The organism is Arenimonas terrae, from assembly GCF_006265115.1.
In the GTDB taxonomy this organism is placed as follows: domain Bacteria; phylum Pseudomonadota; class Gammaproteobacteria; order Xanthomonadales; family Xanthomonadaceae; genus Arenimonas; species Arenimonas terrae.
In genome coordinates, this window is sequence record NZ_SMDR01000002.1 from 24,388 (window position 1) to 38,348 (window position 13,961).

Consider the following 13,961-nt stretch of genomic DNA (forward strand, 5'->3'; position numbering starts at 1 on the left):
AGTGAGCCGTCTGCTGCTCACCGCCGGCAACGTGATCGGCTTCCAGCTGGTCTGGCTGGCCAGCATCGGCGGCGCGGGCGCGGGCCTGGCCTGGGCCGGGCCGGCCGCGGCGGCCGTGTTCGTGGCGGCCATGCTCGCCATCGGCGGGCGCCGCCGGGACGACCTGCGCATGCTGGCCATCGCCCTGCCCGTGGGCCTGGCGATGGATAGCGGCTTCGCCGCGTCCGGCTGGCTGGTGTATGCCGAACCCGGGCCATGGCCGGCGCTGGCGCCGGTCTGGATCGCATCGCTGTGGGCGGGATTTGCGTTGACGCTCAATCATTCGATGGCCTTCCTGCGTGGCCGCCCGGCGGCCGCGGCGCTGTTCGGACTGCTCGGCGGTCCGCTGGCCTACTGGAGCGCGGCGGAAGCGTTCAGTGCCGTGGCGTTCGGCGTGCCGGCCGCCTGGGCGCTCGCCGCGCTGGCGATCGGCTGGGCGGCGGTGCTGCCCCTGCTGTTTGCACTCGGCGGGCGCGGCAGGGCCGATACACGCCCGGCGCTGGCCGTGCGCAAGGCGGCGACATGAGCCCCTGGCTGTCGGTGGCCTGGGTGTGGCTGGGCTCGGCCGTAGCGATGGCGGCGCTGTGGGCCTTCTCGATGCGGGTGCGCAACATCGGTTACGTCGACGTCGGTTGGGCTGGCCTGATGGCGGCGGCGGCGTTGTTCATCGGCCTGACGGCCGACGGCTCGCCTCTGGCGCGCGGACTGGTCGCGATGTTCGGCAGCGTGTGGGGCGCGAGGCTCTGCCTGCACCTGCTGCACCGCGTGCTCAACGAGGATGAGGACGGGCGCTACCAGGCGTTGCGCGCCGAATGGTCGGGCAGCCCGGTGCGGTTCTTCGTTTTTTTCCAGGTTCAGGCTGTCGTGGTGGCGCTGTTTTCGATCCCGTTCGTGGCGGCGGCGTCGAACTCCGAGGACGGTTTCGGGGCCTGGATGCTGGCGGCGGTGCTGGTTTGGCTGCTGTCGATCGGCGGCGAAGCGCTGGCCGACCGGCAGTTGGCCGCGTTCCGCGCGGATCCCGGCAACCGTGGCCGCACTTGCCGCGTCGGCCTCTGGGCCTGGTCGCGGCATCCGAACTATTTCTTCGAATGGCTGCACTGGTTCAGCTACGTGCTGGTGGCGGCAGGCGGCGGCATGGTGTGGGCCAGTCTGGTCGGGCCGGTGGTGATGTTTGCCTTCCTCTACCGCGTCAGCGGCATCCCCTGGACCGAGGCGCAGTCGCTGCGGTCGCGCGGTGACGACTACCGCCGTTACCAGCAGGAAGTGAGTGCGTTCTTTCCCTGGCCGCCGCGCCGGAACCCCTGAAATCCCGGAGTCCTGAATGTCCCTGATCGACCTGTGCGAGCGCGGCCTGGTGCCCGACGTATTGACCCGCTACGGCATCCGGCGCCTGTGCGCCCAGCGACTGGAACAGGAAGGCGCGTGCGACGTTGCCGCGGCCGACCAGCGTTTCCGCGACCTGCTCGACGAGCTGCGCCGCAGCCCGATCGCGATCGAAACCGACGCGGCGAACGAACAGCACTACGAACTGCCGACACGCTTCTTCGAACTTTGCCTGGGCCGCCGGCTCAAGTACTCCAGCGCCTACTACCCCACCGGCAACGAGACGCTGGACGAGGCGGAAGAGGCGATGCTGGCGCTGTACGGCGAACGCGCCGGCCTGGCCGACGGCCAGCGCATCCTCGAACTGGGCTGCGGCTGGGGCTCGCTCACGCTATGGATGGCCGAGCGCTTCCCGCAGGCCCGCATCACCGGCGTGTCGAATTCGCGAACGCAGCGCGAGCACATCCTGGCGCAGGCGGCGCGCCGCGGCCTGGGCAATGTCGAGATCATCACCTGCGACGTTAACCAGCTGGAGCTGCCCGAGGGCGAGTTCGACCGGGCGGTGTCGATCGAGATGTTCGAGCACATGCGCAACTACCGGCACCTGCTGGGCCGCGTATCGCGCTGGCTCAAGCCCGAGGGCAAACTGTTCGTGCACATCTTCGTGCACCGTTACCTGATGTACCCCTTCGAAACCGAAGGCGACGACAACTGGATGGGGCGCTACTTCTTCACCGGCGGCCTGATGCCCGCGGCCGACACGCTGCTGCATTTCCAGGACGACCTGGCGCTGGAGCAGCGCTGGCTGGTGCCCGGCACGCACTACCAGCGCACCGCGGACCACTGGCTGCAGAACCAGGACCACCACCGCGAGGAAGTGATGGCCGTTCTCACCGAGGCCTACGGCGCCGCCGAAGCGGCGCGCTGGTTCCAGCGCTGGCGCATGTTCTGGATGGCCTGCGCCGAGCTGTTCGGCTATTCAGGTGGCGACGAGTGGCTCGTCGCCCACTACCGGTTCAGCAACGCACGCTAGCCGAGGGCTTGCACTCGATCTTGGCAGCGGCAGGCACGGCGGCTGGAGCCGCGGCAGGAGCCGCGGCAGGAGCCGAGGCACCCGGCTTGCCGGTGGCCACGCGGATGCCCTTGGCCTTCATCCAAGCGTCGAACTCCTCGGCGGTCATGCGGCGGCCGTTCTGGTTCATGTCGAAGCGCCACGGGGTGTTGTCGTGCTGGGTCTTGGGCACGTAGGCGCCCTGGGATCCCGAAGCCGGGGCGGACGTCGCCGGACGGGTCGCCGGGGCGGTCGCCGCCGCCGGAGCGGCGGCCGGGCGACGCGCGCGTTCGACGAAAGCCTGGACATTGATGCAGCTCGCCGGCACCGGCGCGCTGTGCTTCATCTCCGGAGCGGGCACCGAGGCCGGCAGCGGCGCGGTCGCAGCAGTGCTGCAGGCCGGCGAAGCGGCCAGCACCGGGCTGGCGGAAAATGCGGCGGGGAGGGCCAGGAACGTCAGGAGCGCGCTGCGGATCATCTTGCACCGGGGGGTTGGGGGGTGCCGGAAGCTTAGGCGCGCCCGGCCCGACGTGGCAAACGGAAATTCGAGAACTCCGTCACAAAAAAAGAAGCCCGGCACTAGGCCGGGCTTCCGTATTGCCGTGGAACTGAAGGATCAGTTCTGCACGTTCAGCTCGGTGCGGCGGTTGCGCGCACGGCCTTCGGCGGTGTCGTTGGTGTCGATCGGACGGCTCTCGCCGAAACCGTTCGGGCCGACCAGACGATCGGCAGTGATGCCGTTGCTGGTCAGGTAGTTGTACACCGTGGCGGCACGACGCTCGGACAGGCCCTGGTTGTACTGGTCGGTACCGACGGAGTCGGTGTGACCGGCAACCTCAACCTTCAGCTGCGGGTACTTCTGCAGGATCGACACGGCCTCGGCCAGGATGGCCTCGGCGTCCGGACGCAGGGTGTCCTTGTCGAAGTCGAAGTTCACGCCCTTCAGGTCGATGGTCAGCGGCACCGGGCAGCCGTCCGGACCGATGGCCTGGCCAGCGGCGGAACCCGGGCACTTGTCGTCGCAGTTGTTGACGCCGTCGCCGTCGTCGTCGAGGTCGGCGCAGGTCTGCTGGGCGACCGGCTCTTCCTTCGCCGGCTCGACCGGGGCGGCCAGGTCACCCAGCTTCACGAGCAGGGTGAACGAGGCGAGCAGGTCGGTGAAGCGGTCGGAATCCGGGCTCACGACGCTGGAGTCGTCGAACGCGACGCGGGTGCCGATTTCGCCACGCACGGACACGCGGTCGTAGTCACCCTGCAGGCCGACGCCAAGGTTGGCGGCGAGCATGGTGTCTTCGCGCTGGCCCGGCGAGTTCGGGTTCGGGAAGTTGTTGAACTCTTCCTCGGCCTTCTGAACGCCCAAGCCCATGCGCACGTACGGCCACCAGTTACGGCCTTCGCGCAGGAAGTGGTAACGCGCGTCCACCGAGGCGCCGTACTGGCTGAACAGCAGGTCGTTGCCCGGGAACTGCGGGTTCTGGTAGTTCAGCTCGCCGTCAATGGACCAGTTCGGGGAAATGAACTTGCCGAGGCCGAGGGTACCGAACAGATCGTTGCGGGTGCCACGATCACTGTCCTGGAAATTCTGGCCCAGGCCGCCGCTGACGTACCAGCGGTCATCGAAATCTTGCGCCGAGGCGGACTGCGCCAGGGCCATCGCGCCGAACAGGGCGCAGCACAGGAGGTTCTTCTTCATGATTTGCTCCAATTTCACGGGGGAACTTCACACAGTAATGCGGAGCCGAGACGCCGGCCACGCGCGCATGAAACAAGATCAGCAGCTATACCGGTTAACGGGAATCTAACAAGTTTGTCCTGCGTTGGCAAGCTTGCCCGTCACAGTGTGAACAAATCGATAAAACGGTGGATCGGGGTAGCCTCGAACCTCGAGGTGTCGCCGGTCAGGTTCAGGATCTGTTCGACCCGGCGGGCCGGAAGCTGCCCTCCGACCGCCGCCTCGAACTTCTGCAGCAGGACCGGAATGCCCTCACCGCGGCGCTCGCGGTGGCCGATCGGGTAGTCGACGGAAACCTTGCCGGTGGAGCTGCCGTCCTTGAAGAAGACTTCGACCGAATTGCCGATGTAGCGCTTTTCCGGGTCGAAGTAGTCCTTGGTGAACTGCGGGTTCTCCTTGACCTCCATCCGGGCCCGGAGAGCGTCGATGCGCGGGTCGGCCGCGACCGCGTCGGCATAGTCGTCGGCGGTCAGGCGGCCGAAGACCAAAGGTACGGCGACCATGTACTGCAGGCAGTGGTCGCGGTCGGCGTAGTTGGCCAGCGGGCCGGTCTTGTCGATGATGCGCAGGCCCGCCTCCTGGGTCTCGATCAGTATCCGGTCGACCTGGTCGAGCCGGCCGGCGACCTTCGCATGCAGCTGCATCGCGCATTCGACCGCCGTCTGGGCGTGGAACTCGGCCGGGTAGCTGATCTTGAAGAGGATGTTTTCCATCACGTAGCTGCCGAAGGGGCGCTCGAATTCGAACTCCTTGCCCTTGAACAGCACGTCGTAGAAGCCCCAGGTCTTGGCGGTCAGCGCGCTCGGGTACCCGACCACGCCCTTGACCGCATTGAGCGCATGGGTGACCGCGCGGCGGCAGGCGTCGCCGGCGGCCCAGCTCTTGCGCGGACCGGCGTTGGGCGCATGCCGGTAGGCGCGCAGGGCGCCGCCGTCGAGCCAGCTGTGGCTCACGGCATTGATGATTTCTTCCTTGCCGCCGCCGAGCATGTGCGTGGCCACGGCGCTCGAGGCCAGCCGGACCAGGATCACGTGGTCGAGACCGACGCGATTGAAGCTGTTCTTCAGCGCGTAGGCGCCCTGGATCTCGTGGGCCTTGATCGCCCAGGTGAGCACGTCGCGCACGGTGATCATTTTGCCGTGCTCGCGTTCGGCCTTGCGACTCAGGTAGTCACCCACCGCCAGGATCGCGCCCAGGTTGTCGGAAGGATGGCCCCATTCCGCGGCCAGCCAGGTGTCGTTGAAGTCCAGCCAGCGCACCTGCACGCCGATGTTGTAGGCCGCCTGGGTCGGATCCAGTTCGTAGGACGTGCCGGGAACCCGGGCGCCACCGGCCATGGAGGCGCCGGGAACCAACGGCCCGAGGTGCTTGACGCATTCCGGATGCCGCATGGCCAGCATCGAACAGGCCAGCGAGTCCAGCAGCATGTAGCGCGCCGTGGTGTATGCCTCGGACGAACCGATGTAGTAGTCGGTGATGTAGTTGGCGATGTCGACCATCGCCTGGTCGGGCTCGGGGCGCTTGGCGGAACGGAGATCGTGCTGGCTCATGGGCGGGCGGTCCGTGCGTGCGTGTCGAGGTGGCGTTCATGGTGCCAGAACATGGCGGCAAGCGCCGGGCACCGGACAGGTAAACGCACACTCCACGCGGCTGCGGCCGCCCGGCGCCTCAGGCGGCGCGCGCCTCCAGGAATCCAACGATGCGGTCGAGCACCTGCCCGTCGCGCAGCACGTCGCGATGACCCAGTCCGCGGGTCTCGTGCAGCTCGGCCCGGGTCGCCTGGGCGATGCGGATCGCGTCCGCGAACGGGATCACGGCGTCGTCGTGGTCGTGCACCACCAGCAGCGGCCGGTGCAGGCGCTGGGCCAGCCGGTCGATGTCCAGCGCCTCGGGGGCCAGGCCGGTGCGCGCCTCCATCTTGGCGAAGAATCGGCGACGGGCCTCTTCGGGCAGCCCGAGCGCGCGGCTCATCCGGGTCAGCACGCCGGCCAGACCGGCGGGCGCGGAGATGGCGACGCTGCGGGCCGAGTCCAGGCCGCGGCTCAGCGCGTAGAGCGCCGAGGCGCCGCCCATCGAGTGCCCCACCACGGCGTGCAGCGGCCCCAGTTCCGCGGCGACTTCCTGCAGGGCATCGGCGAAGACGACCGGATCGGCCTGCAAGCCGGGCGAACGTCCGTGCGCCGGCGCGTCCAGGGCAATCAACTGATAGCCGCGGGCCGCCAGGCGCTCGCCGAGTCCGCGGAACTGGGCCGCCCGCCCCTCCCATCCATGCAGGGCCAGTACCCGGGGGCCGTCATTGCCCCAGCGCAGGCCCGCCAGGCCGAAGCGGAAAGTCACCGGTTCCGCGCCCTCGGGATCCGGGCGGCGACTGCGGTGCAGGGGCGTGATGGCGAGGTGCCGGGCGATGCCGGCGGCGAGACCAGGGAAGGGGCCGCCGACCAGGCGACCAAGCGCACGCAGGAAGGACGTATTCATGGGGTCACTCCTATTGGTTTCTTGATGAAACCGACGCCATGCTGTCACGGTAGGTTGCTTTATGCAACTGGTGTCGGCAGACTCCGGGCCATGAAAAGAACCTCCTATGCCGACATGCCCTGCCCCATGGCCCAGGCCCTGGAGCGGGTGGGTGAATGGTGGAGCCTGCTGATCCTGCGCGAGTGCTTCCGGGGTACCCGCCGGTTCGGCGACTTCGAGCGGCAGCTGGGCATCGCCAAGAACGTGCTGAGCGCACGCCTCAAGCACCTGGTCGAAGCCGGCGTGCTCGAACGCCGCCCCTCCAAGGACGATGCCCGCGAGATCGAATACCGGCTGACCGAGAGCGGCAAGGACCTAGCCCCCGTCCTGATCGCCCTGGCGCAGTGGGGCGACCGCTGGATCTACGGCGGCAAGGCCCCGGTGCGTTTCGTCAACCGCCATACCGGTGCGGCGGTGGACACCCTGGGCCTGCACGACACCGCCGGCGAGCGCCTGACGCTGCGCGACCTCGAAATGCGCGTGGACCGCGGCGACGCGGCCGCGTGAGCCGGCCTTCCCGTCCCTTGTCCGCACCTGCCGATCCGGGCAAGGTGCGGAGCTTCACTGCCCGTCGCCGCACGCCATGACCGACACGCCCTACCCGCACCTGCTCAAACCGCTGGACCTCGGCTTCTGCACCCTGCCCAACCGCGTGCTGATGGGCTCGATGCACACCGGGCTCGAGGACCATGCGCGCGACTTCCCGAAGCTCGCCGCCTACTTCCGCGAGCGCGCCGAGGGCGGCGTCGGCCTGATGGTCACCGGCGGCATCGCGCCCAACCTGGTCGGCTGGCTCAAGCCCTTCGCCGGCAAGCTCAGCTGGCCCTGGGAAATCCACAAGCACCGCATCGTCACCGGCGCCGTGCATGCGGCCGGCGGCAAGATCGCTATGCAGATCCTGCACGCGGGCCGCTACGCCGCGCATCCGCTGCTGGTGTCGGCCTCGAAGATGAAGGCGCCGATCAGCCCCCTGACGCCGCGAGCCCTGACGGCCTGGGGCGTGGAGCGGCAGATCAGCGCCTTCGTCACCACCGCCAAGCTCGCCCGCGATGCCGGCTATGACGGCGTCGAGGTGATGGGCTCGGAGGGTTACCTGATCAACCAGTTCCTGTCGGCGCGCACCAACCGGCGCGACGACGCCTGGGGCGGCACGCCGGAGAAGCGCATGCGCTTCGCGGTGGAGATCGTCCGCCGCATCCGCGAGGCCGTCGGGCCCGATTTCATCCTCATCTACCGCCTGTCCATGCTCGAGCTGGTCGAGGGCGGTTCGGACTGGAACGAGATCGTGCAGCAGGCCAAGGCGATCGAGGCTGCCGGCGCCACCATCATCAATACCGGTATCGGCTGGCACGAGGCCCGGGTGCCGACCATCGCCACCTCGGTGCCGCGCGCAGCCTTCGCCGGCGTCACCGCCAAGCTCAAGCCGCACGTGAAGCTGCCGCTGGTGGCGACCAACCGCATCAACATGCCCGAGGTCGCCGAAGACATCCTGGCCCGAGGCCAGGCCGACATGGTCTCGATGGCGCGGCCGCTGCTGGCCGACCCGCAGTGGGTGGCCAAGGCACGCGCCGGCCGCCGCGACGAGATCAACACCTGCATCGCCTGCAACCAGGCCTGCCTGGACCATGTGTTCGTCAACAAGAAGGCCAGCTGCCTGGTCAACCCGCGTGCGTGCGCCGAAACCGAGCTCAATTACACGCCGACCAGCGTGCCCAAGCGCATCGCCGTGGTCGGCGCCGGGCCGGCCGGGCTGGCCTGCGCCACCGTGGCGGCCGAACGCGGCCACTACGTGACCTTGATTGATGCCGCATCGGAGATCGGCGGCCAGTTCAACCTGGCCAAGAAGATCCCCGGCAAGGAAGAATTCCACGAGACCCTGCGCTACTTCGGCAAGCGCCTGCAGCTGAGCGGCGTCGAACAGCGCCTCGGCAGCCGGGTGGACGCGGGACAGCTGCTGGCCGCCGGTTACGACGAGATCGTGCTGGCCACCGGCATCCAGCCGCGGCGGGTGGCCTTCCCGGGCGCCGACCACCCCAAGGTGGTGAGCTATCTGGATGTACTGACCGGCCGGGTGTCGGTGGGCGCCAGGGTCGCCATCGTCGGCGCCGGCGGCATCGGCTTCGACGTGGCCGAGTACCTGGTCCACGAAGGGCACTCCCCCAGCCTCGATACCGCCCGTTGGCTCGCGGAATGGGGCGTGGCGGCCGATTTCGAAGGCCCCGGCGGCCTGGCCAAGCCCCGTCCCGAAGCGCCCGCCCGCGAGGTGTGGCTGCTCCAGCGCAGCCCCGGCAAGCCCGGCGCGCGCCTCGGAAAGACCACGGGCTGGATCCACCGCTCGGCGCTCAAGGCCAAGGGCGTGCAGGCCCTGGGCGGCGTCGAATACCTGGGCGCCAGCGACGAGGGCCTGAAGATCCGCGTGGACGGCGTCGAGAAGCTGCTGCCGGTCGACCACATCGTGGTCTGCGCCGGCCAGGAACCGCTGCGCGCCCTGGTCGAACCGCTGCAGGCAGCGGGCCGCAAGCCGCACCTGATCGGAGGCGCCGACGTGGCGGCCGAACTCGACGCCAAACGCGCGATCGACCAGGGCAGTCGCCTCGCCGCCGCGCTGTAACCGGCGGAAATTCCCCACCTCGTCGCTACGCCGAGCAAATACTCCAATAAGAATCAAATACTTGGCATTTTTTGTTCAGCCTAGGTTCGGCCCCGGCCCGTACCATGCGCGGCTGAACTGGCGTTCGGGCAAGGCCCCGCCAGACCAACACGGCCCCGCACGCATGGCTTAGCGGGGTTTCCGGGCGGCGCCCACCCTTATCGCCGCCGCCCGGAATGCGAGCCCCGCTCGTCCATCCCCAAAACGCCAGGCCGCAGGCCCTCCCCCTCCCCGTTTGAACCATTCGGGCCCCGCAGGAATGCGGGCGGGAGATTGCGGCGCAACGGAGCAAGGAGTTCCGCCATGAAGTTGTCCTTCATCCTCTGGCTCGCCCAGATCCTGCCGCAGCCCGCCGCCGACCCGCTCTGCCTGGCGACCACCGTCTACCTGGAAGCCCGCGACCAGTCCGAGCTGGGCCAGCGCGCCGTGGCCGAGGTGGCCCTGCGCCGCCGAGACAGCGGCCAGTGGGGGGAATCGGTCTGCGAGGTCGTCACCGCCCGCAAGCAGTTCGCCCCGACCATCGTGCACCCCGGCCTGCGCATGAAGAACCTGCAGGCCTGGGAGCGGGCCGTGCAGGTCGCCTTCCAGGCCCAGCAGGACTGGCAGCTGCCGGCCGGCGAGCGCCGCGAGGTCGTGCCGGGGGCCAGCCACTTCGCCGCCCTGGACCTGGCCAACCCGGCCTGGGCGACCGCGCCGCGGGTGGCCACGATCGGCGACCACACCTTCTTCCGGGTCCAGCGCCTGACGCCGCCGGCCGCCCCGGCCAGCGTCGCCAGCCACCACCTCGCGCCCTGACCGCCGGCGCCCGGAAAGACGAAGGCCGCGCATCGCTGCGCGGCCTTCGTCGTTCTGGAGCCTGGAAAACTCAGCGCTTGGCCAGCGGCACGAAGGCGCGGTCTTCCGGACCGGTGTAGTTCGCGCTCGGGCGGATGATCTTGCCGTCGATGCGCTGCTCGATCACGTGCGCGGACCAGCCGCTGGTGCGGGCGATCACGAACAGCGGCGTGAACATCGCCGTCGGCACGCCCATCATGTGGTAGGCCGAGGCGCTGTACCAGTCGAGGTTCGGGAACATCTTCTTGAGGTCCATCATCAGCGCCTCGATGCGCTCGCTGACGTCGAACAGCGTCTGGTTGCCGCCTTCCTTGCAGAGCTTGCGGCTGATTTCCTTGATGATCGGATTGCGCGGGTCGCCGATGGTGTACACCGGGTGGCCGAAGCCGATCACGATCTCCTTGCGCTCGACGCGGGCGCGGATGTCGGCCTCCGCTTCGTCGGCGCTGCCGTAACGTGCGATGATTTCCATCGCCACTTCGTTGGCGCCGCCATGCTTCGGGCCGCGCAGCGCACCGATGGCGCCGGTGATGCAGCTGAACAGGTCGGAGCCGGTGCCGGCGATGACGCGCGCGGTGAAGGTCGAGGCGTTGAATTCGTGCTCGGCGTACAGCACCAGTGACTGGTCGAGCGCGCGCTCGTGCGACTTGCTCGGCGCCTCGCCGTGCAGCAGGTGCAGGAAGTGGCCGGCGATGGTGTCGTCGTCGGTCTCGACGTCGATGCGGCGGCCGTTGCGGGTGAAGTGCCACCAGTACAGCAGCATCGAACCGAAGCTGGCCATCAGCTTGTCGGCGATGTCGCGGGCTTCGTTCACCGGATGGCCGTCGCGCTCCGGCAGCACGACGCCCAGCATCGAGCAGCCGGTGCGCAGCACGTCCATCGGGTGCGCGTTCGCCGGCACCAGTTCCAACGCGTCGGTGACAATCGCCGGCAGACCACGCAGGCGCTTGAGCTTGGCCTTGTAGGCCGCCAGCTGGCTGGCGGTGGGCAACGCACCGTGCACCAGCAGGTGCGCGACTTCCTCGAAACCGGCCTGGGTGGCCAGGTCGTGGATGTCGTAGCCGCGGTAGTGCAGGTCGTTGCCGCTGCGGCCGACGGTGCACAGGGCAGTGTTGCCGGCGGCGGTGCCGCTGAGCGCGACGGACTTCTTCGGCTTCGGCAGCTGGCTGGTGGATTCGGTCATGGACGGCTCCGACGGAAAAATGTGAGGACGGCATTCTACCGGCTGGCGCCGGCCAGGGTGGCGATCAGCGGACCGCGGCCTCGACGTCCAGGGCCAGACGGTTGTCGACGAACTCGTTCGGCCCGGGCGCCGGGCAGCGGTCGACCGGCTCGCGGTCCCGGCCACGCTCGGCCTGTCGCTCGTCGTACTGCCAGCATTCCTGCAGCGCCGAGCAGTAGCACAGGTTCATCTGGATGCGCGGGTACTGGGCGTAGAAGCGTACGAAGGCGTCGGTGTCCTTGAACGACAGCTGCTGCACCCTGTCGCCCGCGGCCAGCACAACGCCGTTGACGGTCGAGTACGGCGTGCTCGCCAGGTCGGCCAGGCCGAGCGCCGTGAACACTTCGGGCCAGTTGCGCTGGGGACGGCCGTCGACATAGATCTCGATGCCGCGGACCATCGCCGGGCCCACGCCCTTGTTCTCCAGCGACACGGTACGCTGGCTGGGCGAGATGCCCGACTGCAGGTAGGGCCAGACCTCGGCGCGGACCTGCTGCCGCTGCAGCATCGCGGTGTACCCCGACACCACCAGCGCCAGCAGGCCGATCAGCGCCGCGATGACCGCGGCGGCGGCGTTCCAGTCCCGGCGTGCGGGCGCCGGACCCGGTGCATCGGGGCCGACCGGCGCCGGCATCTCAGCGCTTTCCTTCCGAGAACAGCTGGTCGAGCTTGTCCTCGTAGGCGTGGTAGCCCAGGAAATCGTAGAGCTCGGCGCGCGTCTGCAGCGTACCGACGATGTTCTTCTGCGTGCCTTCGCGGCGCACGGTCTCGTAGAAGTTCAGCGCGGCCTTGTTCATGGCACGGTAGGCGCCGCAGCAGTACAGGGCGATGTCCACGCCGGCGTCGCGCAGTTCGTCGGTGGTGAAGAACGGGGTCGAGCCGAACTCGGTCAGGTTGGCCAGGATCGGCACCTTCACCGCCGCCTTGAACTTGCGGTAATCGTCGAGCGTGTTCATGGCCTCGGGGAAGATCATGTCGGCGCCGGCCTCGACGTAGGCGACGGCGCGTTCGATCGCCGAGTCGATGCCCTCGACCGCGGCGGCGTCGGTGCGCGCCATGATCACGAATCCGGCGTCGGTGCGCGCGTCCACGGCCGACTTCACGCGGTCGACCATTTCCTGCTTCGACACGACCTCCTTGCCCGGGCGATGGCCGCAGCGCTTCTGGCCGACCTGGTCTTCCATGTGCACGGCGGCGACGCCGACGTTGATGAAGGACTTGATGGTGCGGCCGATGTTGAAGGCGCCGCCCCAGCCGGTGTCGATGTCCACCAGCAGCGGCATGCCGGTTGCGTCGACGATGCGGCGCGCGTCGGTGAGCACGTCTTCCATCGTGCTGATCCCCAGGTCCGGCACGCCCAGGGAATTGGCGGCGACGCCGCCCCCGGACAGGTAAAGCGCCTTGTAGCCCGTGCGCTTGGCCATCAGGCCGGCGTAGGCGGTGATGGCGCCCATCACCTGCAGCGGGGATTCTTCCTTGACGGCGGCGCGGAAACGCGCGCCGGCGGAGTTGTTCTGGGTCATTTCGATTCCTTCAAACGCGAAAGCGGCCTGGGGGCCGCTTTCGCTTGTTTCGTCAGAGCAGGTGCGCGACGCCGGCGCGCTCTTCCTCGAGCTCGGCCAGGGTCTTGTCCATCATGGTGCGCGAGTAGTCGTCGATCGGCAGGCCCTGGACGATCTCGTACTTGCCGTCCTTGCAGACGACCGGGAAGCCGTACATCACGTCCTTCGGGATGCCGTAGCTGCCGTCCGACGGGATGCCCATCGTCGCCCACTTGCCGTTGGTGCCCAGCACCCAGTCGTGGATGTGGTCGATGGCGGCATTGGCGGCCGAGGCGGCCGAGCTCAGGCCGCGCGCCTCGATGATCGCGGCGCCGCGCTTGCCGACTTTCGGGATGAAGGTCTCGCGGTTCCAGGCCTCGTCGCCGATCGTGTCCTTCAGCGCCGCGCCCTTGGCGGTGGCAAAGCGGTAGTCGGGGTACATGGTCGGGCTGTGGTTGCCCCAGACGACCAGCTTCTCGATGTCGGCCACGGCCACGCCGGCCTTGATGGCCAGCTGCGACAGCGCGCGGTTGTGGTCCAGGCGCAGCATCGCAGTGAAGTTGTTCGGGTTCAGGTCCGGCGCCGACTTCATGGCGATGTAGGCATTGGTGTTGGCCGGGTTGCCGACCACGAGCACCTTGACGTTGCGCGAGGCGACGGCGTTGAGCGCCTTGCCCTGCACGGTGAAGATCTCGGCGTTCTTGAGCAGCAGGTCCTTGCGCTCCATGCCCGGGCCGCGCGGCATCGCGCCAACCAGCAGGGCGACGTCGGCATCCTTGAACGCGACCATCGGGTCGTCGGTGCCGACCATGCCGGCCAGCAGCGGGAACGCGCAGTCCTCGAGCTCCATCATCACGCCCTTGAGCGCGGCCTGGGCCTTCTCCATCGGCAGTTCGAGCATCTGCAGGATGACGGGCTGGTCCTTGCCCAGCATCTCGCCGGAGGCGATGCGGAACAGCAGCGAATAGCCGATCTGGCCGGCGGCGCCGGTGACGGCAACACGGACGGGGGTCTTCATGGGGAGTCTCCTGAAACGGGCGCGGCGCCCGTCATGG

14 protein-coding genes are annotated in these 13,961 nt (G+C 68.7%); 6 read left to right on the plus strand and 8 right to left on the minus strand.

Annotation, left to right across the window (positions count from 1 at the left end):
* Window position 1 precedes the first annotated feature (1 nt).
* Genes E1B00_RS08765 through E1B00_RS08775 form a run of 3 tightly spaced genes read left to right on the plus strand, consistent with a single transcriptional unit; the run spans window position 2 to window position 2,395 of the window.
* The gene (locus E1B00_RS08765; protein WP_220396263.1) at window positions 2-565 is read left to right on the plus strand and encodes a DUF2878 domain-containing protein; all 564 of its coding nucleotides are present in this window, start codon (window positions 2-4) and stop codon (window positions 563-565) included.
* Window positions 562-1,344: a DUF1295 domain-containing protein gene (locus E1B00_RS08770; protein ID WP_139447870.1), complete on the plus strand. Its 783-nt coding sequence runs from the start codon at window positions 562-564 to the stop codon at window positions 1,342-1,344. The genes E1B00_RS08765 and E1B00_RS08770 overlap by 4 nt, the downstream gene beginning before the upstream one ends.
* Window positions 1,345-1,360: 16 nt before the next feature.
* On the plus strand, window positions 1,361-2,395 hold the full coding sequence (locus E1B00_RS08775; RefSeq protein WP_139447872.1) for an SAM-dependent methyltransferase: 1,035 nt from the start codon (window positions 1,361-1,363) through the stop codon (window positions 2,393-2,395).
* Here the strand turns inward: E1B00_RS08775 and E1B00_RS08780 are convergent.
* The 4 genes from E1B00_RS08780 to E1B00_RS08795 form a co-directional block, all read right to left on the minus strand.
* Complete coding sequence (locus E1B00_RS08780; protein ID WP_139447874.1) at window positions 2,379-2,891, minus strand: hypothetical protein; 513 nt, start codon at window positions 2,889-2,891, stop codon at window positions 2,379-2,381. The genes E1B00_RS08775 and E1B00_RS08780 overlap by 17 nt on opposite strands.
* 138 nt (window positions 2,892-3,029) lie before the next feature.
* The gene (locus E1B00_RS08785) at window positions 3,030-4,106 is read right to left on the minus strand and encodes an OmpA family protein (RefSeq protein WP_139447876.1); all 1,077 of its coding nucleotides are present in this window, start codon (window positions 4,104-4,106) and stop codon (window positions 3,030-3,032) included.
* A 140-nt stretch (window positions 4,107-4,246) separates the two neighbouring features.
* Window positions 4,247-5,695, minus strand: coding sequence for a bifunctional 2-methylcitrate dehydratase/aconitate hydratase (locus E1B00_RS08790; RefSeq protein ID WP_139447878.1), 1,449 nt, complete (start codon window positions 5,693-5,695; stop codon window positions 4,247-4,249).
* A gap of 118 nt (window positions 5,696-5,813) precedes the next feature.
* Window positions 5,814-6,620 carry an alpha/beta hydrolase gene (locus E1B00_RS08795; RefSeq protein WP_139447880.1) on the minus strand — a complete coding sequence of 269 codons (807 nt, stop codon included), beginning with the start codon at window positions 6,618-6,620 and terminating at the stop codon, window positions 5,814-5,816.
* Window positions 6,621-6,710: 90 nt separating this feature from the next.
* Between E1B00_RS08795 and E1B00_RS08800 the strand changes: the two genes are divergently transcribed.
* From E1B00_RS08800 to E1B00_RS08810, 3 genes are all read left to right on the plus strand, one after another.
* Window positions 6,711-7,166 (plus strand): winged helix-turn-helix transcriptional regulator, encoded by a 456-nt coding sequence (locus tag E1B00_RS08800; protein WP_139447882.1) that lies wholly within the window; start codon window positions 6,711-6,713, stop codon window positions 7,164-7,166.
* A 76-nt stretch (window positions 7,167-7,242) separates the two neighbouring features.
* The gene (locus E1B00_RS08805) at window positions 7,243-9,270 is read left to right on the plus strand and encodes an NADPH-dependent 2,4-dienoyl-CoA reductase (RefSeq protein WP_139447884.1); all 2,028 of its coding nucleotides are present in this window, start codon (window positions 7,243-7,245) and stop codon (window positions 9,268-9,270) included.
* A gap of 342 nt (window positions 9,271-9,612) precedes the next feature.
* Complete coding sequence (locus E1B00_RS08810) at window positions 9,613-10,104, plus strand: cell wall hydrolase (RefSeq protein WP_139447886.1); 492 nt, start codon at window positions 9,613-9,615, stop codon at window positions 10,102-10,104.
* 70 nt (window positions 10,105-10,174) lie between these two features.
* Here the strand turns inward: E1B00_RS08810 and prpC are convergent, their stop codons facing one another.
* From prpC to E1B00_RS08830, 4 genes are all read right to left on the minus strand, one after another.
* Window positions 10,175-11,326: a bifunctional 2-methylcitrate synthase/citrate synthase gene (prpC, locus tag E1B00_RS08815; RefSeq protein ID WP_139447888.1), complete on the minus strand. Its 1,152-nt coding sequence runs from the start codon at window positions 11,324-11,326 to the stop codon at window positions 10,175-10,177.
* A gap of 64 nt (window positions 11,327-11,390) precedes the next feature.
* Window positions 11,391-11,999 carry a hypothetical protein gene (locus tag E1B00_RS08820; protein ID WP_139447890.1) on the minus strand — a complete coding sequence of 203 codons (609 nt, stop codon included), beginning with the start codon at window positions 11,997-11,999 and terminating at the stop codon, window positions 11,391-11,393.
* A gap of 1 nt (window position 12,000) precedes the next feature.
* Window positions 12,001-12,888 carry a methylisocitrate lyase gene (gene prpB / locus E1B00_RS08825; protein ID WP_139447892.1) on the minus strand — a complete coding sequence of 296 codons (888 nt, stop codon included), beginning with the start codon at window positions 12,886-12,888 and terminating at the stop codon, window positions 12,001-12,003.
* A gap of 52 nt (window positions 12,889-12,940) precedes the next feature.
* On the minus strand, window positions 12,941-13,924 hold the full coding sequence (locus tag E1B00_RS08830; RefSeq protein WP_139447895.1) for a malate dehydrogenase: 984 nt from the start codon (window positions 13,922-13,924) through the stop codon (window positions 12,941-12,943).
* Window positions 13,925-13,961: the final 37 nt, after the last annotated feature.

Excerpts from the sequence above, each read along its gene's own strand:
- E1B00_RS08790 (WP_139447878.1), bottom strand. The coding sequence starts at position 5,695 with ATGAGCCAGCACGATCTCCGTTCCGCCAAGCGCCCCGAGCCCGACCAG.
- E1B00_RS08810 (WP_139447886.1), top strand. The coding sequence starts at position 9,613 with ATGAAGTTGTCCTTCATCCTCTGGCTCGCCCAGATCCTGCCGCAGCCC.
- prpB (WP_139447892.1), bottom strand. The coding sequence starts at position 12,888 with ATGACCCAGAACAACTCCGCCGGCGCGCGTTTCCGCGCCGCCGTCAAG.
- E1B00_RS08805 (WP_139447884.1), top strand. The coding sequence starts at position 7,243 with ATGACCGACACGCCCTACCCGCACCTGCTCAAACCGCTGGACCTCGGC.
- E1B00_RS08775 (WP_139447872.1), top strand. The coding sequence starts at position 1,361 with ATGTCCCTGATCGACCTGTGCGAGCGCGGCCTGGTGCCCGACGTATTG.
- E1B00_RS08785 (WP_139447876.1), bottom strand. The coding sequence starts at position 4,106 with ATGAAGAAGAACCTCCTGTGCTGCGCCCTGTTCGGCGCGATGGCCCTG.
- E1B00_RS08780 (WP_139447874.1), bottom strand. The coding sequence starts at position 2,891 with ATGATCCGCAGCGCGCTCCTGACGTTCCTGGCCCTCCCCGCCGCATTT.
- E1B00_RS08830 (WP_139447895.1), bottom strand. The coding sequence starts at position 13,924 with ATGAAGACCCCCGTCCGTGTTGCCGTCACCGGCGCCGCCGGCCAGATC.
- E1B00_RS08800 (WP_139447882.1), top strand. The coding sequence starts at position 6,711 with ATGAAAAGAACCTCCTATGCCGACATGCCCTGCCCCATGGCCCAGGCC.
- E1B00_RS08795 (WP_139447880.1), bottom strand. The coding sequence starts at position 6,620 with ATGAATACGTCCTTCCTGCGTGCGCTTGGTCGCCTGGTCGGCGGCCCC.
- E1B00_RS08770 (WP_139447870.1), top strand. The coding sequence starts at position 562 with ATGAGCCCCTGGCTGTCGGTGGCCTGGGTGTGGCTGGGCTCGGCCGTA.
- prpC (WP_139447888.1), bottom strand. The coding sequence starts at position 11,326 with ATGACCGAATCCACCAGCCAGCTGCCGAAGCCGAAGAAGTCCGTCGCG.
- E1B00_RS08820 (WP_139447890.1), bottom strand. The coding sequence starts at position 11,999 with ATGCCGGCGCCGGTCGGCCCCGATGCACCGGGTCCGGCGCCCGCACGC.